This window comes from Thalassoroseus sp. (assembly GCF_984380535.1).
Window position 1 is genome coordinate 280214 of sequence record NZ_CFHRBF010000002.1, and the last position, 22338, is coordinate 302551.

Consider the following 22338-nt stretch of genomic DNA (forward strand, 5'->3'; position numbering starts at 1 on the left):
GCTCCGGCGGGCTTATTCTAATGCACATGAAACTTACATGCGTTCGCAAGTCTCAATGCCTAGCAATGCAAGTCCTTGTTGTAACACGCGACAGGTGAGATCGCACAACAATAAGCGACTTTGTTGCGTCTCGCCCTCACTTTTGAGAACAGGACACTGGTCGTAGAACGTACTAAACTTGTTCGCAGTTTCGAAAAGATACCCTGTCAGAATATGCGGTCGCAACTCGCTAGCCGTATCATCAATTGCCTCGCCAAACTTCAGCAACGCGAGTGCAAGTTCCCGTTCCGCCGGTTCGTTCAGTTGAATCTGCGTGTCCGAGTTGCGAATCATCTCTCGATCAAACCCGCCACGACTAAAGATGCCATTCACGCGGGCATAGGAGTACTGCATATAAGTTGCAGTATCGCCGTTGGTGGCTAGCATCTGGTCCCAATCAAAGACGTAATCACTCTCGCGATTAATGTGCAGGTCAGCGTACTTAACTCCACCAATCCCCACCTTCTCCGCAACATCCCGGCGTGTCGCTTCATCAAGTTCAGGACCGTTGGGTTTTGATTCATCGTTGTCGCTTACAATTCGATAGGATCGGTTCACAGCCTCGTCGAGCAAACTCTCGAGACCAACTGTATCCCCTGCTCTCGTTTTGAATGGTCTGCGGTCTTTCCCTAGCACTGTGCCAAAATTGACGTGCTGAAAGTTCTTGTCATAGCCCCATTTGCGAGCCGTCTCGAACAGCATCTTGAAATGATCGCCTTGACGCGAATCGACTACATAGAGCATCGCGTCCGCGTCGAACTCATTGACACGGTATTGAATTGTCGCGAGATCGGTCGTGGCATAGTTATAAGCCCCATCCGACTTACGCACGATAAAAGGCGCCTCAAACTGTTCCAGGAAAACACATGTCGCCCCCTTGCTTTCAGATGCGAGCCCCTTTGCTTCAAGGGCCTCTACGACTTCGGCCAACATCGGATCATAGAAGCTTTCACCTAGCGTATGATCAAACGAAACGCCAAGTCGATCGTAGACATTCTGCAATGCTGCAAGACACGCCGGCAAAAACTCATTCCAGAGTTTGCGGTTCTCTTCATCACCGGCATGCAGCTTGGCGGTTTCCAGACGTGCGAGTTTTGCAATCTCAGGATGTTGATCGGCTAGTTCTTGAAGTTCGGGATCGGCTTCAAGCTGTTGGATCGACTTTTGAAGTGATTGCACGGATTTCTCTTCGGTCTCAACATCGGACCGAAGCTTCTTAAGTTTCTTCTTTGTGGCCTTGTCCGAGTCGTCCAAACTTGCTTCCGCATCCGCGAGGTCTTGTTTGAGACAGCTGAGACGTGCGATTGCGTTTGGCAACTTGGCATTCACATTCGCATGGTAGTCGCTGAGGGTGTTCACCAAGCGATACAACCTCGCTAACTCCGTCACGGCGTCTTGCTGGTAGGCGTTCTCATTGAGAAAGTTTTTGTAGCCGTAGATGATCATCCCGAACTGAGTGCCCCAGTCGCCGATGTGGTTATCGCTGATGACCTTGTGGCCCTGAAACGTCAGGATGTTATAGAGAGCCGCTCCGATCACGCTACTGCGGAGGTGACCGACGTGCATCGGTTTGGCGACGTTCGGAGCCGAGTAGTCAATCACGATCGTCTGCGGATTCTCGACTGGTTCGACGCCGAGTCGTTCATCGCGGGCAATTGAATTGATATGTTCCGTCAGCCAGTCGCTACGGAGTTTCAGATTGATAAACCCCGGGCCGGCAATCTCTGGCGTCTCACATAAGTCGGACACGTCCAGTTGTTCGACGATCTTAGCGGCGACGTCGCGTGGCTTCTCAGAGAGTTTCTTCGCAAGCGGCATCGCGCAGTTGGCTTGATAGTCGCCGAACTGGGGATTTTGGGCCGGTCGCACCAGGGTGGCATATTCAGCGGGATCGCTGGTCAGAGAAGACAACGCGGTTTCAAATCGATGACGAAGTTCTGCAGTGATATTCATGTTCAAGCCACGCGACCGTTGGTCGCAATGTTCCGTGATGAGTCGAAGACAATTAAAAACGCCCTCCAACGTCTAGCGTTTGGAGAGCGTTCATTCAAGGTTGACAGGACTGTCCGGCGGATTTAGTCGGACACGCTTTCGGTGTCGAATTCGTCCAGGACACTTTGCCAATCGACACGTTTGGCGTCGGCCCATAACGATTCCAAATCGTACATCGCCCGTGATTCTTCGGTGAACACGTGCAATACGATGTCGCCGAAATCCTGCACGATCCAGGTGCTCTCGTCGTACCCTTCGCTGCCCCGTTTGGCTCCGCCCTTCGACCGCTGCATCTTGCTGACTTCGTCGGAAATCGCATGCATCTGTCGGCGGTTGGTACCGGTGGTGATCACGAAGTAGTCGAAAATCGGCGTGATGCCGATCATGTCCAGCACGAGCGTGTCGCGACCGCGAAAGTCTTCACAAATGCGAGCACACCGACAGGCTTGGACAAGAGATTGCTGTTGTTCGGTGGTGCGACGTGTTTGTACTTGTTCGATCACGATCGGTTGAGTCTCCAAGATTTCAGTGAGTTCTGAGGTTTAATTTTAGAAGATTCGGAGGGCACATTGCACGATAAATCCGGCAAAGACGACGGATACCATGCTCATGAGTTTAATCAAAATGTTCAAGCTTGGTCCGCTGGTATCTTTGAAGGGGTCGCCCACGGTGTCGCCGACGACGGTCGCTTTATGAGCTTCCGTCCCCTTCCCGCCGTGTGCGCCGGCTTCAATGTACTTCTTGGCATTATCCCATGCGCCCCCAGCGTTGGCCATCATAATTGCGACTGCGAACCCGGAGGTCAATCCCCCGGCGAGCAAGCCCATCACGCCGGGAACTCCCAGCAGTAGCCCGACAATAATCGGCACGCCGAAGCCAATGGCGGAGGGAATCAGCATTTCTCGCTGAGCGGCTCGCGTACTAATAGCGACACACCGGCTGTACTCGGGTTCGGCTGTGCCGTCCATGATTCCGGGAATCTCGCGGAATTGTCGGCGAACTTCCTCGACCATGTCGCTCGCCGAGCGTCCGACGGCTTTCATCGTCAAAGCACAGAACACGAACGCCAACATCACGCCAAGGAACATGCCAACTAACACAGCAGGGTTCATCAGCGTGACGTTGTAGTACCGCACGAAGTCCGGCATGGTCGCAGTGGAATTCTGCACGGCGGCTTCGTTGTCAATCATTTCCTTCAAGTTGACATCGACAGTTTGGCCGATTTCCGCTTTCTGAATGGCCTGAACCGATTGACTCGGGTTGCGGCCAACCGGATACAGCAAGTATGCCTGGTTCTCTTCACCGTCATTATAGACAAGTACATCACGGTCGAGTTTCAGCAGCGTCGCATTGGTTTCGCTTTCGCTGGCAACCACTTCCGACTTGACCGCCCAGCGTTCGAAGCCGATGCGAACCTCTTCGACATAAGCCGCAAGAAGTGCCAATGCCGTCAGGGCGGCTGAACCAATCGCGAAGCCCTTCCCGGTCGCCGCGGTGGTGTTGCCGAGACTGTCAAGGGCGTCGGTCCGTTGCCGCACGGTGGGGTCTTGATGACTCATTTCCGCGTTACCACCGGCATTGTCGGCGATGGGACCGTAAGCATCGGTCGCCAAGGTGATTCCGAGAGTGCTCAGCATCCCGACAGCTGCAATTGCGACGCCGTAAAGTCCTAGGGCGAAGACGCGGGGGTCAGCATAATTAAAATTCGTGGCGAAACCGAAGGCGAGCAAGATCGCCACGCCGACGGTCACAATCGGAACCCATACCGAGTACAACCCTTCGGCCACCCCGGCGATGATGACCGTCGCGGGTCCGGTGACGGACTGGTCAGCGATTCGTCTCGTGGGAGCATATTCCTCGCTCGTAGAGTATTCCGTCCATTTGCCAATTACCCAACCCGCCAGCAAACCGGTGACAATCGACCCATAAACCCAAAACAGGCTCCACCCTCTGGGCATGTTTTCGCTGACATCGGCCGCGTAAGTGAGGTTATTCGATGGCAAGACGAGCGTGATGATCACCAAAATTGCCGCGACTACCGCCACCCCAATGCTGCTGCCGTTGATGCCCTTGGCGAGTGCGCTCAACAAGTTGCGTTGGGTCGCGCCTTCTTCGGTGCGGACGAGGTAAATCCCACCAATCGACAACCCGATGCCGCAAGCCGCGAGCAACATCGGCAGTAGGAGCATCATGAACTGCATTTGGGACGAAACGCCATGAAACGCGGCCACACCAAGGGCGGCACTGGCGAGAATCGAACCGCAGTACGATTCGTACAAGTCAGCTCCCATCCCGGCGACGTCACCCACGTTATCGCCCACGTTATCCGCGATGGTGGCGGGGTTACGTGGGTCGTCTTCGGGGATGTTCGATTCTACTTTTCCGACGATGTCCGCCCCGACATCGGCGGCTTTCGTAAAGATCCCGCCACCAACGCGGGCAAATAACGCCTGGGCACTGGCCCCCATACCGAAGCACAGCATCGTCACGGTGATTTCGGTCAGTTCCATTTTCCAAATCCAGTTCAGAAACCCGAACCAGAGACAGATATCCAGAAGCCCCAGGCCAACGACGACCAACCCCATTACCGCACCGCTGCGGAAGGCGACTTGCAGTCCCTCGTTGAGCGAGTTTTTGGCCCCTTGCGTGGTTCGGGAACTGGCCATGGTGGCGGTTTTCATGCCGTACCAACCGGCCAGACCGGAAAATGCACCACCCGTAAAGAACGCGAACGGCACCCATGTCGATTGCTGACCAAACCCGAATGCCAAGATCGCCAAGAGTGCACACACAATGACGAAGAACACCGTCACCACTTTGTATTGCTGGAACAGATATGCCCGCGCACCTTGCCGAACGTGTTCGGCGATGCGGATCATGTTTTCATCGCCTTCGTCCTGGGCTGCCATCCAGGTGTAGAACTTGTACGCGACGAACAAAGACGTTAGCGAAGCCAGCAAGCTAAACGCCCAACCGACTGCCACGGGCCATCCACCGGTTTCATGCACCGCCGTGTCGGTAGCGGCTTCTTCGGCGGCTTGGCACACTTCGACCGGGCCAAACAGGGCCAGCAAGAGAAAAAACCCGATTAGGAACTTCATTCTGACCGGGAACATTGACCAAAGTGGTGAGCGACGATGTGTTTGCATCCGTGGTGTCTACTCTCTGTCCTGGAACCAAGGGAAGAATGGAACTGTCTGTGGGTGTCTTTCGCAGCGAACTCCCGCACAACTTCTGATAGGAACACGATTTCGGCATATCAATGCTGATGGGATGTGAGTGTATCCAGAAAATTTTTCGATTGTCAACCAGGTACCGACTCATGAATGGAGAACCGGTTTGATCGGACGACCAAAATCCTACGAACTCACCCTTGCATGCTGACGACGAATTCACCAAAATGCGGGACTTCCATCCATTTGCAATTGCAAGGTTAATCGTCCATCCCTCGCGGCGGACATGTTTGAAGGGTAGAACCAATGGCACATAAGAAGGGGCAAGGGTCCAGCCGCAACGGACGGGACTCCAACGCACAACGTCGTGGCGTGAAGAAATTTGGCGGCCAAAGCGTTGTTCCAGGGAACATTTTGATCCGCCAATGTGGAACGAAATGGCACCCCGGCCAAAATGTCGGCATGGGACGCGATTACACAATCTACGCATTGGTCCCCGGCACCGTTTTCTTCGACCGCAATGGCCGACGAGTCAACGTCGCTCCTGTTGAAGCCAACGCCTAGACCGCCACTTTTCTCTAGGCTGAGACTCGTCCTCGCCTTTCTTTGTGGTGAGGGCGATCGTCGATGCTGGGTGACGCTTTGCTAACCCAGCTTACGCTTCTGATTCTTCGCCTTCCGCGAGTTTGCGGAGGGCTTCGCCGGGATCGACGAAGTCAAGATCACGTAGCGTTTCCATAGATTCGGGCGTGGCAGCGATGAAGGTCTGTACATGGCGATCGCCAAATCGGCGGTCGCTGACTCGAAATCGCCACAAAGTAATGCTCAGGCCAATTGCAATGGCCACCGCTAGCCCGATCACGTAGGGAATCAACCCCTGCTCGCTCTGCTCAACTTCTCTGGGCCGCGTCCGCACAATCAATGGTTGAATCGTCGGACCAATGAGTGTTGGGGTCTCTTTGACGCCATCATTCGATTCATACGCCTCACGTTTGAAGAGATAGCCGCTGAACTCCACCGGTACCTCGATCTCCATACCAGTTGGCAACTCCTCTGAGACGTTAGCCGCGATGATCCGATACGGAAATAGTCCGGAATCTTCGGTCATCATCCAGCCTTCCCAAAACTCGGTAACGCCGGCGACATTTGAGACGGCATCGGTTCGTTGCAAACGCCGAAGCGTACCACGCAGGTGAATGGCCTGACCGCGAAATGCGGAAGTCTCGTCCATCAGAATTGCATAAGTCAATCCGTCCTCGACATCGGAATTCAATCGCTGGGGCTCGACTGATTTCGCGTACTCCAAGATGTGAAAAAAAGTCTCCCGTTCTGCAGCACGCACACCGACCGAACCGTCACTGACCTTTTGTTTCAACTCCCGCCGAAGCGTATCGGGAAGTTCCGGATCGCCTTCTTCATGCAAGTCGGACTGCGGTTCGTCACGCGAATCAGAATCCCTACGCGAATCGTCCGTGTCTTCGACCAGGGAAAACTCACCGAGCTGATCCGCGGATTCGGCTTCTTCCGAATTCGCAGCTGGCGGATTGTTGGGTTCGTTCGGGAACATCCATTTCCAAGTGCTCGGCTTCGCCGCGTGCTGAGCCGCAAGCACAACGACCATCAGCATGCCCACCATCATCAACATCCGCATCTGATCGCGACGATTGAAATAGGGAGTTGTATTCGATTGCCGACGGTCAAAACGCATTCGAAACCTTTCTTCGGAAGCCGCTTCGCACAAATTGCGGGAAAGCCCTTGCATTCTAGACCGACCATCGACGGGTCTCAATCAGAACCCATGGTCTCCGCCCGGATTTGTCACTCGCGCTAGCAAACGGACCGGATTCACCTGAGTTTAAAGATGAGACAACTTTCCCAACGCCTTGGTGACACTCTTACGGCTTAATAGTGAATCCATTTTAAGTGTCGATACACGAAGACAGGCGGAAAATATTGCCAATGGGAAGTTGGACTACTCCCGGGAAGACAATCCGATCGGTACCCATGACCGACATCACGCTCTACAATACGGCTCGGTTCGAATTCTTCTTTGGTTTTTGCATCGTTAGTGATTTATGGGACGTATTGGCACGGCCTTTCGGGCTTTCTTCGGTAGCTTGTTCAATTCGGAAACCGCGACGCGAGTCGGCGAGGCTTTGACGGGGGAAGCCCCGAAAATCGAGTCGCCAAAACAACCGGCTCCCAAACCGCAACCGCCAGCACCGAAGCCACCTGCACGGAGCGAAGCAGTGACGTTGCTCGCCACCTTGCAACGAGAAGCCCGCCTCATCGACTTCGTGAAAGAGCCGCTTGACGGCATTCCCGATGCGCAAGTCGGCGCTGCTGTGCGGGAGATTCATCGGAACTTGGCCGACTCGCTCAATCGCATGTTCCAAATCCAACCAGTGCTGACCGATGCTGAAGGAAGTTCCGTGCAAGTTCCGACCGGATTCAACGCAGGGCAGTATCGACTGATCGGCAACGTGACCGGGGAAGCCCCCTACTCCGGGACTTTGGCCCATCACGGTTGGCAAGCGGCGTCGATTCAGTTACCCGCCTGGACAGGCAACGACGAGAGTGCCAACATCATCGCCCCTGCGGAAGTCGAATTGAAGTAAAAGAACAGACATCGGACGACAACCAAGAGATCACGTTCGAAACGATCCGCCGGGTCCGGTGGATTTAGATCTTCGGACCGGAATCTCTCGCCCTTTGCTTTTGGTCCACTCCTTAGAGAAAGCACGCCCCATGTCCGCAGATTTTGTGATTGGGATCGATCTCGGCACCACGAACAGTGTGCTCTCCTACGCGGCATTGAATACGGAAACGCCGACCATTGAGTTGCTACCGATCCCGCAATTGGTCGCTCCGCAAACTGTGGAGACTCATACAACGCTACCTTCGTTTCTCTATTTGCCAACCGGCCAGGAAGGCAACGGAGCACATGACCTGCCTTGGCAGTCGAATCCGGAATCGGTGGTGGGACGATACGCCCGGCAGCAGTCGGCTGATGTGCCCGACCGGACGGTGGGTGCAGCGAAATCCTGGTTGTGTCACAGCAAAGTGGATCGACATGCGGCCATTCTCCCGTGGAATGCGCCAGATGACGTGCCCAAGGTGTCCCCCGTCGAGGCATCCCGACGGTATTTGGAGCATCTCGTTGCCGCTTGGAGTGAAGCGTTTCCGTCAACCCCGATAGCCGACCAACGTGTCGTTCTAACGGTACCGGCTTCCTTTGATGCCTCCGCCCGGGAGTTGACACGCGAAGCAGCCCTGGCAGCCGGGTTACCAGACGACCTGGTGCTTCTCGAAGAACCACAAGCCGCGGTTTACGCTTGGTTACAAGAAGTTGGCGATGAATGGCGGAAGATCCTGACCGTCGAAGACACGCTACTTGTGTGCGACGTCGGTGGTGGCACCACAGACTTGTCACTCGTTACGGTCGTGGACGAGGGCGGTGATTTCGTGTTGCAACGACTCGCAGTCGGCGAACACCTGCTGGTCGGCGGCGACAACATGGACCTCACCCTCGCACACTATGTTGCAGGACTGTTCGAAGAAAAGGGCATCTCTCTCGATCCTTGGCAGTCTGTGTCGTTATGGCATTCGTGCCGAGCTGCGAAAGAAGCCCTGCTCGCACCCGATGGACCAGAGACGCACACAGTTTCCGTCCTAGGACGTGGCAGTCGACTGATCGGTGGCACGGTTTCTGTCGAAGTCGAACGCAAAGCTGCCCAGCAAATTCTCGCGGAAGGTTTCTTTCCCGAGTGTGCCCTCACCGATCGCCCGAAACGCCAGCGTGTTTCCGGTTTCCAAGATATCGGTCTACCTTTCGAATCCGACCCGGCGGTCACTCGGCATTTGGCGGCATTCTTGACCGCACACGGTAGCGGGAAGGCGGTTCATCCATCGCATGTGTTGTTCAACGGCGGAGTGTTTAAAGGCGAGAACCTGACAACGCGGCTCATGAATGTCCTTGGCGACTGGTTCAACGAAGAAGGACAAAAGCCGCAAGTCTTGGCAGGCACGCACGATTTGGATCACGCGGTTGCCCGAGGAGCGGCATTTTATGGGTGGTCGAAAGAGACCGGCGGTCTCCGGATTCGTGGGGGGACCGCGCGAGCGTATTACGTCGGCATCGAAACCGCCGGATTGGCCATTCCGGGAGCGCCGCGTCCATTGCGAGCATTGTGCGTTGTGCCTTTCGGAATGGAAGAAGGCACCGAGGCGGACGTCCCATCCGGCGAAATCGGTCTTGTTGTCGGTGAAGCCGCCCAGTTCCGTTTTTTCAAATCGTCCGTCCGCAAGGAGGACCGCCCCGGCGATACATTACCGAAAGCCCCGACCGAAGAACTGGAAGAAACCGATCCGCTAGAAACGGTTCTCCCCCCCGATGAAGACAGCGAAGATCCATTCGTACCCGTCAAGTTTCACTCGAAAGTCAACGAACTGGGCCTACTGGAACTCTGGTGTGTGTCCACCCAGACCGACAAACGCTGGAAGTTAGAATTTTCCGTGCGTGAAGACGGCGAGTAAGTCGTCTGGAACCCATAATTAGTACGACGCCAGACCGTTCTCTTGAAATGTGAATCCATTTTTTCGCATTTTTTTGAAAACTTTTCCTGCTGAGAACGGTTAATCGTTACAGTACACCTTCTAATTTCCTAAGGGTTCGTTCACGAACCTCAGACTCGGTACGTATTGTCGATCTGTTTCTACTGTAGTTCTTCGTTGAATTGTTTCTCTCCGCCTCATTGAGCAAGTGATGCGGAATCTTTTCTCTTGTTCGGGTACGATTTACATGCGCAAAATAATTCGCCGGTCTGGATTCACTTTGATTGAGTTGCTGGTCGTGATCGCGATTATCGCGATCCTAATCGCCTTGTTGTTACCCGCCGTGCAACAGGCTCGGGAGGCAGCACGCCGAACCCAGTGCAAGAACAAAATGAAGCAGATTGCATTGGCGTTGCACAACTATCACGACTCCGTCGGCGTGATGCCATTCTCAACCATCTGCCGAATCAATGGGGGCCACCCTGGTTCGTCGACTAACGCTCGGCAGTCCTGGTTCCACATGATTCTGCCGTATGTCGAGCAGGACAACCTCTTTGAGGCGATGCAGATCAAAATCGAAGCAGAGCAATTCCCCGGCAGTTGGAATCCGGAAGCAAGCGTGATTGTCGACACCTTCATGTGCCCGACCGATCCCCTGAACCCGAAGACCACGCAACAGGGTTTTCACGGGAATTATATTCCTTGTCATGGTGCCAGTGACGCTGGGAGCGGAAACGGTGTGCCTCCACAAAACCTTCGCGGAATGTTCTACCCACTCTCAAAAACGAAATTGACCGACGTTAAGGACGGCACGTCGAACACCATCATGCTCGGTGAAATTCGCCTGCAAGAAGACAGTGTTCCCGCCAGCGGAACCGGCAACGTGGTTTGTGGTGGCACACACGACTTGCGTGGCCGTTACCACAACACTTATCACGGCAACTCCACCTTCACCACGATGCGGTCTCCGAACACACCCGTCGGCGACGCGACGCAGTACTGTAACGGTACCGAAGACGTTCCCTGTCGCGAGTGTCGAACGAACAACGGCGAAATCCATGCCCGTAGTTGGCATGCTGGCGGCATTCAGGCTGCCATGGGCGATGGCTCTGTTCGATTCTTTTCCGACAACATCAACCAAGCCACCTTCCAAGCCTTGGGTACGATGCGAGGCAAGGAAGTTGTCGAACTCGAGTAATCCCTCGATCGAGAATTCTTTGGATTCCTAATGAAGCCGAAATCGGTCCGTGAATAACGGGCCGATTTTGGGCATCTCCATTCCCCCTTATTTAGCACCAGTTTCCCAATCGAGTACCGTAGGAACCTTACAAGGGTTCCACAGCGAACAATCGGTTCGGGCAGCCTGGTCTTAGAAATTGATCAATGCGTCTCTACGTAAAATTCAGCTTGCTTTGCCTAGCTTTGATGACTCTCCAAGGTTGTGGCGGGTCTGACGAAGTCGAAAAACATCAAGTCACTGGCACTGTGACGTACAACGGCAAACCAATCGAAAAAGGCAGTATTACGTTCGACCCCGCCGACAACCAAGGAGTTGCAGCGATGGGTGGCATCGAGAACGGTCAGTTCACCGCCGAAGTACCACCTGGCGAAAAGATTCTGCGAATCAGCGCAGTTCGAGAAACCGGCGAGAAGGATCAGTATGGCGAAGTCATTACTGAGTCCTACATTCCAGCCAAATACAATGTCGAATCCAACCTCAAGAAGACGGTCGAAGCAAATGGCGAGAACAAGTTCGATCTCGCACTTGCCGATGACTAGACCGTCTTACGGTCTTCCATATCCGTAAAGACCGCGAGAAGTCCATTGTCAGTCCAACGTCTTATGGGTTTCACAGCCCGTGAGACGTGTTCTCGACCGCCCCTCGATAAAACCGGAAGTGATTGCAACTGCAATAGGTGCTCGTGAACGATTACTAAGAACGACAGAAGGGCAGCCGACGGCACGACTGCCCTTTTGCTTATCGCTTTAGTAACGGTTCTACCCGAACGTCAATTGGCTTCGCTTTTTGCAGACGTGTCATAGTCTGAGAGTTCGATATCACCCAACTTGAAAACACTGCCGACAGACTGTTCGAGAATTGTGATTTCGATAGGCGTATTCTCTTCGGAAAATACGCCTTGTAAGACATCTTCCCCATAGCCGGTTTGATCGTGGAAGATCGCGACTTTGTATTTCCCCGGCGGAATCCCCCGCCCCGGCCCGAGTAATTGGAAATTGCCTTCGGTGTCGACTTCCGTCGCTTCCATTCCGCTGTCGTTGACATCGATTGTCGGATAGAATTGCACTTCGACCCGTCCCAACGCGACTTCCGGGCGATCCATCTTCAGCGGTTCACCGCCTCGAAGAATTCGTCCCGAAACGATGACGCCGTCCGGCACATCGTGCCCCGAGCCCCCACTACAGCCCACCCCAATCAAGAGAACCGCGGCTGAGCATACCAATTGAAAATTTATTCGCAGATGCAACGTGACATCCCCTTGCGTGAATTGCGTGAAAAGTTGGACTGACCAAGTTTTTCCAGATTACGGGAAGTTCGTCACGTTGCCATCGTTGCGGTAACCGAGATCACGGAAAGTCGCATTGTCGATATTGTAACTGATAAAGTGAACGGCACCGTCCGTGAACAACGCATGAAGTCCGCCCGGGTGTGAGGAACCAAAGCGGCTATCACCGGTTCCGGTTCGCACGTCGGGTCGTGGCTCCCGGTTGCTATACCGGATGACATCATGGTCCCAGCCAGACGTGTATCCTTCATTGTCGTCGGATTGGTATCTTCCCAACTGGGCGATATTCAGACGTTTTTCGCCGATCGCGAACGTGCTAGAGGTTCCATCGGTCACGTCACGAAACGCAATAGTTCGTCCGGTTTGATCCGAATTCGTCCGGACAATAATCCCGTTTCCGCCACTGCCAACATTACCCGCGTAGTCTGTTTGCGCGTGCTCGTAACTTCCACTGGGACCGTACCAACTTCCAGTCGGGTCCAATGCGAATGGTCCCCGACGACTTGGACAGTGGAGACCGGCGACAGGTGTCGAGATGGCTTGGCGTTGCCGATCGTCATTGTTGGACATGCCGCTGCCTTCCCAGAGATTCGTTTGCTCCATGAAGGGCAACAATTGAAACGCCCATCCTGCTCGCTGTTTCGGAGCAATTTCCGGGCTACCTGCCGACGAATAATCCGGCGCGTTCGACCAATGGTGTCCGCCGGAGGGCAGAAAACCGTAGGTGTCATGATGATTGTGCAACGCAATGCCGAGTTGCTTCAGGTTGTTCTTACACTGGGTTCGTCGGGCTGCTTCCCGAGCCTGCTGCACGGCAGGCAATAGCAATGCAATCAAAATTGCGATAATCGCAATCACCACCAACAATTCGATGAGCGTAAATCCAGACGGAGACACAGTCGCGCGTTGACGACGCATAGAAAAACTCCTTGAATCGAGAGGGATCGGACGATCCGAGAAAATCACAGAATAGAGTTCATCAGTATAACGACGGGTCTGAACATTTCGATCGTTCTTCGCGTTCGATGCAAGATTTTTCTCGAAAACGAATCAACATCGGTGAATAGTTGACGCAGACGTTGCCTTCCGATTGCAGCGTTTTCATTTCGCAAAGACAGAAGCCGGTACGATCCCAAATCAACTCGTCTATTGCGCGACGGCCCGGTGAAAGGATTGCTGCCGAAGTTGCTGCTCGGGATTGGGTTGATAGAGATGAACGTGCAGCGTCTCGTAAACCCGAAGATCGCGGTATTGGCCGGCAAACTGCAGAACGTCGTTGACGAACTCTTCGGACTTCCGGTGTTCGGTTTCCGGGTCGAACGGCACTTGCATGATGATGCGGAGCGTTAGCGGGCCGTTCTTGTGGGTTTTATGTCGTCCGGCTTCCACGCGTGGTTTCGAATCCTCATACCGTGCGGCGATCGCGTCTTGGAGGTCACGAAACGGAGCCGTATGCCATTCCCAATAGAAGAACAACAAGGACGTCGCGGTGATTCCAAAGCAGAACATGCCTAGAACCACCCATTGACCACTGGTGAAACGGATTTTTTCGGATTCAGGCATCAGATGGGATTTACAGTAAGGTGACTCGTCGATCATGCAAGGAGGATCATAACCCGTCATCACTGCCGGATGCCAAGGCAGCGATCATTTTCAGTGGTTCGGCGAGTGGAATCGGTTGGCCGTTGCGATACGGAAGACGACCGGCACGGTCGATCAAGAAAAGACCAGAACGCTCTTGAACGGTGGCCTGCTCTTGCGGAGTTGAGGTTTGCTCGATCCGTCCGTAAAGACGCTGCGTTGCCAACGTGGGGTCCGATAGGATCGGGAACAGCCATCGAGTTTTCTCCGGATCGATGGTTTTCAGCCGTTCTCGATTCACTTGCGGTAACGCGGCACTCAACGCGAAAACCTGAATCCCTTGCGAATTCAATGCGTCAAATTGATCAGCCAACTTTTGAAGAGTTGGATCACGATCGAACGGTTGTGTCCCGTCGAAGAACGCTAGCAAAATTCGATGTCGTCCCAGGTAGCTGGCTAATCGAACCAAACGGGGCGGCTTGCGGGAATCGTGGGCTGAAAACGGAACGGCTTGTCGCAAGACATTGCCCGCGGCATCGCTTGTCGGTTGCGACGATTCCGGCTGACTCACTTTCCAGAAACATGCCGCCGCAATTGCCAGACCAGAGATCGGCAGCACCCAAAACCGTAGCCGCTTCCGTTCAGACGAGAAAAAACGCATGGTCAGCCATCAAGACGGGTATCGAGAACGTAAAGGGCGTTAAAACCGGCAAGGATACAATTCCCCTCCCGGATCTGTTATACCGTCCCGACCGTAGAATCAAGCGTCGCCTCGACCAATCGCCCTCTCTGTCTCCGACCAATTCGAGCAAACCAATGAAGAACGGATTCTTAGGTTACAATGCGTCCTTCATGCTGGACTTCGTTGTGTCCGCTTTGGTTTTGATTGTGCCTGTACTCGTCTGGAGTATCTGGTTGGTCAAGTTTCGTCAGGCGTTCGCCTTGCACAAGCGAGTGCAAATCGCGTTGTCGGCGGTGCTTTTTCTCGCCGTGATCGCGTTCGAAGTGGATACTCAACTGGTGCATGGCGGATGGCAGTCGATCGTCAACAAGCCAGCAGAACCGCCGCAACGGACCGAATCAGAATTGACCGAAATCAGCCGTGTGTTGCGAATTCACCTGATTTTCGCAATTAGCACACCGATCTTATGGGCGATTACGCTGGGCTTGGCCCTGAAGCGATTCGCCGATCCACCGACGCCGGGAGCACATAGTCAGCTCCACAAATCGCTTGGCTGGATATCGACCGTCGATCTCACTTTGACGGCGGTCACCGGATTATGGTTCTACTATGTTGCTTTCGTCGCGTAACCCGTTCGGCTGACAGCAACTACGATCGAGGCACACCAACACTCTGATGTTGGTGTTCACTGGCGGCGTGTTCGTTCGCGAATTGTTCGGCTGGAATCGATGGGCCTTTCAAGGCATGTTGAGACGCCCATTCGATGCGGATCATTCGATCACCGAGGTAATCAATCCGCTTGGCAACTTCCTGCGAAGTTTGCTCGAGACCACCGGAGACGAGTGTGATCACCCCAAGAAACAACAACATCTGACCGGTAATTGTGACGAGCCAACCAGTTGGAGTGTATTCCTGCCATTCCGCACTGCCGAAGTACCCCATCAGCAGCATCGCGGCCCCAATCGTCAGCGCCAACACTCCGCCATAAGCCAGCATCTGTCCCCAAAACGCCTGCAAATTAGATTTTGAATCCGATTGACCGACAGATTGCATATCAAAATGCGGGGGACGTTCGCCGATTGCATGGGGATCATGCATCCGAGCCGGAGCCGACCAAGCCGGATCTGGCTGGGGACCCGCAGGATAGCCCAACGGGCCCGGCGTACCCATGGGCGGATGCACAACGTGTTGCCTGACAGGATGTTGCGATGGATGAGCCGGTTCGTGCGGAACCTCTTGGGGCTCTGGCTTGGACTGGTGGGGCAACGGATGAGCAGCATCCAGTCGATAAGCCGGTTGCTTCGATGTTGCTCCGGACAGCTTATTGGCTTCCGCAGAGTGACTCGACTCAACCCCTGTGAGAGACGGACCTTGCGACCAACGCTGCAAAAGTTCCCGAGCGTGGTTTGCGGAATCGCTCGATCGGGATGCATTCGCCGTCGGAATGACCGTTCCACAATTTGCGCAACGGGCGTGCCGGTTGTCGGTTGTGACTTCCGCCGCCACGTCGGCTTCACATTTGACACACCACATCCGCACCGCCCCCGTTGGCTGAACCCCGAACCACAAATCATGATAAACCTAGAGAAACCCCCAAATTGAACCGTTTACGGCTAGTTTGGGCTGATATCTCTTGTGTTTGAAACTTGGGGTCTTACCCCAATTTCCGCCTCCAACGCAAGATGGGTTTTTCGACGACTTGCTTGTCGCTGGGGAAAGGGTTAACCTGCGGTGCTGTCAACAAGTCAAATTTCTCGGCGGTTTTCGAGCAAGCACACACGGCAACAGGATGCGTACACCACTGGCCGACCACGAACGTGTGGTGATAACCGGTGTCGGCTTGACCGCACCGAACGGGAACAATCTCGCGGAATTTCGATCCGCTCTGCTAGCCGGTCAATCCGGCGTCGTCCCCTTTGAAACGCGATACATGGGGAGCGTACTAGCGGGCGTTTGCGATTTCGAAACCACACGATACCAAAAAAAGCGGGAAGTCCGTCGCGGCACACGTGCCGGGTCGGTAGCCGTCTATTGCGCCAACGAAGCGATCCGAAACGCGAATCTCAACTGGGAGAGTGTCGAGAAAGATCGGGTCGGCGTTTATATCGGCATCACCGAACATGGGAATGTCGAGACCGAAAACGAGATTTGGGAAATTTCCCAATTCGACTATGACACCAGTTGCTGGTCGCACCATCACAATCCCCGCACGGTGGCGAACAACCCTGCTGGTGAAGTCACGTTGAGTTTGAAAATTACCGGCCCGCACCTGACGATTGGGGCCGCCTGTGCCGCCGGAAACGCTGGATTCATCCAAGGCGTGCAAATGTTGCGACTTGGGGAAGTCGACATGGCCATCGCCGGGGGTGTTTCTGAAAGTATCCACACCTTCGGCATCTTTGCGAGCTTCCAGAGCCAAGGTGCACTGGCTCGCCATGACGACCCCGCCAAAGCCTGTCGTCCGTTCGATGTCGATCGTAATGGCATTGTCGTCGCGGAAGGCGGCGGACTGTGCACACTCGAACGATTGTCCGACGCCAAAGCTCGTGGAGCGAAGATCTACGGCGAAATCGTCGGGTACGCCATGAATTCCGACGCCACCGACTTCGTGCTGCCGGATTCGAACCGCCAAGCCGAATGCATCCGCTTGGCCTTGAAGCGTGCGAACCTCACGCCGGACGATATCGACATCGTCAGTAGTCACGCGACCGCGACCGAACAGGGCGACATTGAAGAAGCCACCGCGTTGCACTCAGTTTTTGGCGAAAGCCAAAATACGGTTGTCAACAATACCAAGAGCTTCATTGGTCACGCGATGGGAGCCGCCGGGGCGTTGGAGTTGCTGGGAAACATTCCATCGTTTGACGATCGAATCGCACACGCTACAATCAATCTCGGCCAACTTGATCCCAACATCCCCTTGCGAAACATTGTGGCCAACGAACCCCGTTCGCTAGACCGGGTGGATCACATCCTGAATAACTCGTTCGGTATGTTGGGCATTAATTCGGTGGTCATCGTCCGACGATATTTCGGAGAGTAGAAACCCAACGCGAATGGGCATTCCTGTTCGCCTTCCTTTTTAGATATTTGATAACTCGACAGACTGAATTCACCACTATTGCCTCTCGTGATGAAGTCCGTCGCCGCGATCAGAGAATCGGAGTTTTGCATGAGTCCCGGAGAGATCCGACAGGTCATTCTCGACATCCTCGATCAAATTGCCCCCGATGAGGATCTGTCCGACCTCCAAGACAACAAACCATTTCGGGAGCAAATGGAACTCGACAGCATGGACTTCCTCGACATCGTCATGGAACTCCGCAAACAATACCGCGTGCAAATCCCTGAAGAGGACTACCCCGCCCTCGCCTCGATGGATAGCACCGTCGAGTACCTCAAACCGAAACTGGAAGACGTGCCAAAACGCTGACACTTCAGCCAGCTACGACACAAAACGAGTGGCGGTTAATGGTCAAACTCCGGAAGGTAGCCCATGAGTCTGGTCCTGGAGATGCCACCCGTTCCGTTGCACGAGGATTCTGACGGCGTCGTCCGAATCGGTGGAACCCGTGTCACATTAGACACGATCGTATCGGCATTCGTACAAGGTTCGACCGCTGAGCAAATTGCTCAAGACTACTCGACACTGACGCTCGCCGATATCTACGCGGTGATTTCCTTCTACTTGAAGAATCAGCCGCAGGTTGACAGCTATCTTGCAGAACGACGGAAAGAGGGACTTAGCACTCAGGTAATGCACACAATGCGACAACAGGCCGACGGTGATTCCAAGGGAATTCGGTCTCGCCTGCAGGCTCGGCAGCAAGATGACGGGCAGGATCATGCTGCGAATTCTGGCGGATGAGAATTTCAACGGTCGAATTGTTCGGGCATTGTTTCTGAACGTTCCAGAACTCGATCTTGTTCGCGTTCAAGATGTCGGACTCTCCGGGGCTTCCGACCCAGAAGTTCTAGAATGGGCAGCAGAAAATGGCCGCCTCTTGCTAACCCATGACTACGAAACTATCCCCAAGTATGCTTATGAACGAGTGACCGGCGAATTACCGATGCCGGGTGTTGTTATCGCTGAAAGCACAATTGCAATCTCAACTGCAGTCGAAGATATTTTGTTACTCGCGGGATGTGGCGTAGAAGGTGAGTTTGAGACGAAAATACTCTATCTTCCACTTCAGTAAGTATTTCCCCACTTTTTGATCTCTCTATTCCCTGACTCCTAAATCCTACCCCCTGACTCGTGAAATACGACACCATCATCATCGGAGCCGGTCTGTCCGGGTTGGCGGCGGGGATTCGGTTGGCTCATTTCGAGAAGAAAGTCTGTATTCTCGAACGGCACACAACCATCGGCGGACTGAATTCATTTTACCGGTTACGGTCGCGGAATCATGATGTCGGGTTGCACGCCGTCACGAACTACGCGGAGCCAGGCACGAAGAAAGGCCCGCTGAGTAAACTCCTTCGACAACTTCGATTATCGTGGGATGATTTCGGGTTGTGCCCGCAGGTGGAGTCGGCAGTTGCCTTTCCCGATCGTACATTGCGGTTCACAAACGATTTTGCATTTTTGGAATCCCAAGTCGCGGAGCAGTTTCCATCGCAGATTGACGGCTTCGCCCGGTTGGTGGAACGAATCAATCAGCATGACGCACTCAATTTGAACCGTGAACCGGTTTGGTCGCGGCCGATTTTGGCAGAGTACATCTCTGAACCGCTGCTGATCGAAATGCTGCTGTGTCCCCTGCTCCTTTATGGTAGCGCGACGCCACGGGACATGGATTTCAACCAGTTCGTGATCTTGTTTCAAAGCATCTATCAAGAAGGGTTTGCCCGCCCGTATGGTGGTGTGCGGCAGATGCTCAAGCCGCTCGTTCGCAAGTACAAAAGTCTTGGCGGCGAACTTCGATTGCGGTGTGGTGTGAAGACGATTCACACCCGTGGTGACCGGGCCGTGTCGGTGGAACTGGATGACGGTGAAATCATCGAAGCCGACAATGTCCTTTCCTCGGCTGGTTCCACGGAAACCTTACGACTCGTCGAAAATGCCAACAATCAAGCGGCCGAATACAAACCTGGTGAACTCTCGTTTGTCGAGACGATTTTCTCGCTCGACCGTGAACCACTCGAATTCGGGCACAAAGAGACGGTGATTTTTTATAACACCCTTCCACAGTTTCATTACGAATGCCCGGATGAACCCGTTGATATTCGTAGCGGGATTGTGTGCTCGCCGAACAATTTCCAATACGACGAACCGCTCGATGAAGGCAAAATCCGGATCACGGCGTTAGCGGACCCCGATCCCTGGATGAGTTGGCCGGAGGAAAAATACGTCGCGGAGAAAGAACGTTGGTGTGCGGCGATCGCGGAAACATCGCAGCAATTCATTCCCGACTTTCGACCGCACATTGTGGACACCGATATGTTCACGCCGCGCACAATCACCAAATACACCGGGCATCTGAACGGTGCCGTCTACGGAGCCGCCGAGAAGGTCGTCGACGGTCGCACTCACCTCGAAAACTTGTACCTCTGCGGAACAGACCAGGGATTCCTGGGTATCATCGGGGCAATGCTCTCGGGTGTGTCGATTAGCAACGCATATCTGCTGCGATAAGCCTTGAGAGCAGTCTGACTGCTCTCCCTCGATAATTCACTTTTGCTAGGTTGAGCCGTCAAGAAGAACGGTCGAGACGAAGTTGTTTCGTCTCGACCGCTTTCTGTGTTTGAGATGAACTGTCAACGGGGCACGGCCCGTGTTCACAGCTCAATGAACATCGCGAATCCTGGCTTACCTTTCAAGACGTTCTTCGCCACCAGGGTTGTTGATGTTGACATCCTCCAAATCCGCGACGGGTTCCTCGTCATCGGGTGATGGAGTGTTCCCAGAGCACCCGGCGAATGAAACCATGCACAACGAAAGACTCAACAGAAGGCTTGGAAGCCAATGTTTTCGAGACAACGGAGTCGTCCTCCTAAAAACTCACTTACACTAGTCCGTGGAAAACGAATTCAGTTTATTGGCCTTCGGTCACTTGCCCGTCATGAATTCGAGTCAGCAACGCGTAGGTGCTTTGATCCATGTTTTCGTTCAGGAATTTGACGGTCCCGTCTCCAAAGAGATACTGTGCACCACCAGGGTGAACGCTTGAGGTCACACCTACGTGACTACGACGATCGGTAGCTGTCGAGGGACCATTGATGTGGTACCGAGTGTTGTTGTTGTGATTCGGGTCAATGTTCGGATGGTTGTTGATGAACGTCCCGTACCGACGATAGCCGCCCCAAATTGGGGTGTAGGCATCGTGAGTTCGGTTGGCAATTGCGAGTTCGCCAACTGCGATCGTGTTACTGAGGCCATCACGCACGGCAGCGAACTTGGCAGCCCCGTTGAAACCGAACATCCCTTGATATTGAATGCCGGTGCGGCCGTCTGACAGATTGCTCGCGCTCGATTGGTACACACTGTAGTACGCACCACCGGGCCAACCATTACCGTGACCGCCAGCACAGAAACCGTAGTTCGTGCGGGCGTGATTGGCATGGTAACCTGTCGTGTCCGTGCGAACTTCGATGTCGTCGCCGATATCGGAAGGACATAGCAACATCGGGAGTTTTGTCTGCACGAGCGTCACATTCGGGTTCGACGCCGGATCCCAAACGCCGGCCGGGCCGGTAGCATTTCCTGGGTTGCTGTCCAAATAGTTATTGGACATCTGGCCGAAGTCCCATTGCTCGTACATATTGTTTTGCTCTAAGAACGGCAGCAATAGAACCCAACCGGTGTGATTCAAAGCCACGTGTGGCGGGTCGACAGAGTGACTTCGTCCGGCGTTGATCACGCCTGAAGGGAGGACGTCATGAACGTCATGATAATTGTGTAGTGCGATCCCAATCTGCTTCAGATTGTTTTTGCACTCAGTACGCCGAGCTGCTTCCCGTGCCTGTTGAACAGCGGGTAATAGCAGCGCGATAAGGATTGCGATAATCGCAATCACAACAAGTAATTCGATGAGGGTAAAACCACGACGGAGCGATGTTCGTGACATCACAGCCTCCAATAGAAAGGAAGAGAGAAAGATTGCGGAGAATCCGCATTTTGTGTGACATGATGTCAAATGAGGGCGTGATAACACCCCCAGGTTTTCCAAGGTATCGACAATTTTCGATTTGTCCACCAAAATTAACGAAAAAGTACATTCATTTGTTGCAACCCCTTTTCGAGGTATGAGGTTCCGAATTTCTGAAGGATCTCAGAATATCGCGAGATCGTGCTCGAGCCCGCGTTTCAGTGAGGCAAGTTGCAACAGCGATGTTGCAAAGTTGCTCGCTTCATTCGGGCGTCAACTGATCGTAGCCGGCACCGACGTCGTTATGTCAGCAAACATCTCGCGTGCTGCCGGATGACTTTGCCGATGCCGCGTGTTATGGCTGTCAGACAAATTAAGCAGGTTCTGCCGTCTCGCAACGTGAGGCCGATGTTGCGGAGAGAGTACGAGCCCCTAAATTCCTGATGATTCACGCAATCCGATCTTGCGTTGAAATAGCGGGACTTCCCGGAAAGTTCCCAAGTTGCCCATTGAGACGCGTCCGCGCAAGGATGTACTATATGACAGATGCGCTTTCTTCCGCGGCAGAGTCCGCGTTGCGACGATTGGATGAGTCGAAGCGGTTCTCATAGCGGTACGGCTTTCTCAACGGATATGCGAAGGTCTTAGTTAGCGGTCTCTACTGCTGACGTCGAAGACAACTCACTTTCCGATCGGTTTCT

The 22338-nt window shown here is 53.9% G+C and carries 21 protein-coding genes; 11 read left to right on the top strand and 10 right to left on the bottom strand.

The window, feature by feature from the left end; genetic code table 11:
- Positions 1-33: 33 nt before the first annotated feature.
- From argS to AC5DDB_RS03500, 3 genes are all read right to left on the bottom strand, one after another.
- A complete protein-coding gene (gene argS / locus AC5DDB_RS03490) occupies positions 34-1992 on the bottom strand; it encodes an arginine--tRNA ligase (protein ID WP_491738287.1) in 1959 nt (652 codons plus the stop codon).
- A 122-nt stretch (positions 1993-2114) separates the two neighbouring features.
- Complete coding sequence (gene rsfS / locus AC5DDB_RS03495) at positions 2115-2534, bottom strand: ribosome silencing factor (RefSeq protein ID WP_491738288.1); 420 nt, start codon at positions 2532-2534, stop codon at positions 2115-2117.
- A 45-nt stretch (positions 2535-2579) separates the two neighbouring features.
- Positions 2580-5132, bottom strand: a complete 2553-nt coding sequence (locus AC5DDB_RS03500; RefSeq protein WP_491738289.1) for a sodium-translocating pyrophosphatase — start codon at positions 5130-5132, stop codon at positions 2580-2582.
- A gap of 378 nt (positions 5133-5510) precedes the next feature.
- Between AC5DDB_RS03500 and rpmA the strand changes: the two genes are divergently transcribed.
- On the top strand, positions 5511-5768 hold the full coding sequence (gene rpmA / locus AC5DDB_RS03505) for a 50S ribosomal protein L27 (protein ID WP_491738290.1): 258 nt from the start codon (positions 5511-5513) through the stop codon (positions 5766-5768).
- 91 nt (positions 5769-5859) lie between these two features.
- On the opposite strand, the gene AC5DDB_RS03510 is transcribed toward rpmA, so the two are convergent.
- Complete coding sequence (locus tag AC5DDB_RS03510) at positions 5860-6912, bottom strand: hypothetical protein (RefSeq protein WP_491738291.1); 1053 nt, start codon at positions 6910-6912, stop codon at positions 5860-5862.
- A gap of 367 nt (positions 6913-7279) precedes the next feature.
- Here AC5DDB_RS03510 and AC5DDB_RS03515 point away from each other — a divergent pair, with 367 nt between their 5' ends.
- The 4 genes from AC5DDB_RS03515 to AC5DDB_RS03530 all read left to right on the top strand — a co-directional run bounded on the left by AC5DDB_RS03515 (position 7280) and on the right by AC5DDB_RS03530 (position 11537).
- Positions 7280-7822: a DUF2760 domain-containing protein gene (locus tag AC5DDB_RS03515; protein ID WP_491738292.1), complete on the top strand. Its 543-nt coding sequence runs from the start codon at positions 7280-7282 to the stop codon at positions 7820-7822.
- A 130-nt stretch (positions 7823-7952) separates the two neighbouring features.
- On the top strand, positions 7953-9740 hold the full coding sequence (locus tag AC5DDB_RS03520) for an Hsp70 family protein (protein WP_491738293.1): 1788 nt from the start codon (positions 7953-7955) through the stop codon (positions 9738-9740).
- Positions 9741-10005: 265 nt separating this feature from the next.
- A complete protein-coding gene (locus tag AC5DDB_RS03525; RefSeq protein ID WP_491738294.1) occupies positions 10006-10956 on the top strand; it encodes a DUF1559 domain-containing protein in 951 nt (316 codons plus the stop codon).
- Positions 10957-11141: 185 nt separating this feature from the next.
- Positions 11142-11537, top strand: coding sequence for a hypothetical protein (locus AC5DDB_RS03530; RefSeq protein WP_491738295.1), 396 nt, complete (start codon positions 11142-11144; stop codon positions 11535-11537).
- A 230-nt stretch (positions 11538-11767) separates the two neighbouring features.
- Here AC5DDB_RS03530 and AC5DDB_RS03535 read toward each other — a convergent pair whose 3' ends face one another.
- The 4 genes from AC5DDB_RS03535 to AC5DDB_RS03550 form a co-directional block, all read right to left on the bottom strand.
- Positions 11768-12157, bottom strand: coding sequence for a hypothetical protein (locus AC5DDB_RS03535; protein ID WP_491738296.1), 390 nt, complete (start codon positions 12155-12157; stop codon positions 11768-11770).
- 144 nt (positions 12158-12301) lie between these two features.
- On the bottom strand, positions 12302-13201 hold the full coding sequence (locus AC5DDB_RS03540; protein ID WP_491738297.1) for a DUF1559 domain-containing protein: 900 nt from the start codon (positions 13199-13201) through the stop codon (positions 12302-12304).
- A gap of 228 nt (positions 13202-13429) precedes the next feature.
- A complete protein-coding gene (locus AC5DDB_RS03545) occupies positions 13430-13846 on the bottom strand; it encodes a hypothetical protein (RefSeq protein WP_491738298.1) in 417 nt (138 codons plus the stop codon).
- A gap of 46 nt (positions 13847-13892) precedes the next feature.
- Entirely contained in the window at positions 13893-14525 is a 633-nt protein-coding gene (locus AC5DDB_RS03550) for a peroxiredoxin family protein (protein WP_491738299.1), read from the bottom strand.
- Between the two features lie 155 nt (positions 14526-14680).
- Between AC5DDB_RS03550 and AC5DDB_RS03555 the strand changes: the two genes are divergently transcribed.
- Complete coding sequence (locus AC5DDB_RS03555) at positions 14681-15175, top strand: DUF420 domain-containing protein (RefSeq protein ID WP_491738300.1); 495 nt, start codon at positions 14681-14683, stop codon at positions 15173-15175.
- Between the two features lie 19 nt (positions 15176-15194).
- Here the strand turns inward: AC5DDB_RS03555 and AC5DDB_RS03560 are convergent, their stop codons facing one another.
- Positions 15195-16079, bottom strand: a complete 885-nt coding sequence (locus AC5DDB_RS03560; protein ID WP_491738301.1) for a hypothetical protein — start codon at positions 16077-16079, stop codon at positions 15195-15197.
- A 256-nt stretch (positions 16080-16335) separates the two neighbouring features.
- On the opposite strand from AC5DDB_RS03560, the gene AC5DDB_RS03565 reads away from it, so the two are divergent.
- The 5 genes from AC5DDB_RS03565 (at position 16336) to AC5DDB_RS03585 (ending at position 20184) form a co-directional block, all read left to right on the top strand.
- Positions 16336-17589 (top strand): beta-ketoacyl-[acyl-carrier-protein] synthase family protein, encoded by a 1254-nt coding sequence (locus tag AC5DDB_RS03565; RefSeq protein WP_491738302.1) that lies wholly within the window; start codon positions 16336-16338, stop codon positions 17587-17589.
- A 129-nt stretch (positions 17590-17718) separates the two neighbouring features.
- Positions 17719-17979, top strand: a complete 261-nt coding sequence (locus AC5DDB_RS03570; RefSeq protein ID WP_491738303.1) for an acyl carrier protein — start codon at positions 17719-17721, stop codon at positions 17977-17979.
- A 63-nt stretch (positions 17980-18042) separates the two neighbouring features.
- Positions 18043-18414, top strand: coding sequence for a DUF433 domain-containing protein (locus tag AC5DDB_RS03575; protein WP_491738304.1), 372 nt, complete (start codon positions 18043-18045; stop codon positions 18412-18414).
- Positions 18392-18745 carry a DUF5615 family PIN-like protein gene (locus AC5DDB_RS03580; RefSeq protein WP_491738305.1) on the top strand — a complete coding sequence of 118 codons (354 nt, stop codon included), beginning with the start codon at positions 18392-18394 and terminating at the stop codon, positions 18743-18745. The genes AC5DDB_RS03575 and AC5DDB_RS03580 overlap by 23 nt, the downstream gene beginning before the upstream one ends.
- A gap of 59 nt (positions 18746-18804) precedes the next feature.
- A complete protein-coding gene (locus tag AC5DDB_RS03585) occupies positions 18805-20184 on the top strand; it encodes a phytoene desaturase family protein (RefSeq protein WP_491738306.1) in 1380 nt (459 codons plus the stop codon).
- A gap of 400 nt (positions 20185-20584) precedes the next feature.
- On the opposite strand, the gene AC5DDB_RS03590 is transcribed toward AC5DDB_RS03585, so the two are convergent.
- A complete protein-coding gene (locus AC5DDB_RS03590) occupies positions 20585-21616 on the bottom strand; it encodes a DUF1559 domain-containing protein (protein WP_491738307.1) in 1032 nt (343 codons plus the stop codon).
- Between the last annotated feature and the right edge of the window lie 722 nt (positions 21617-22338).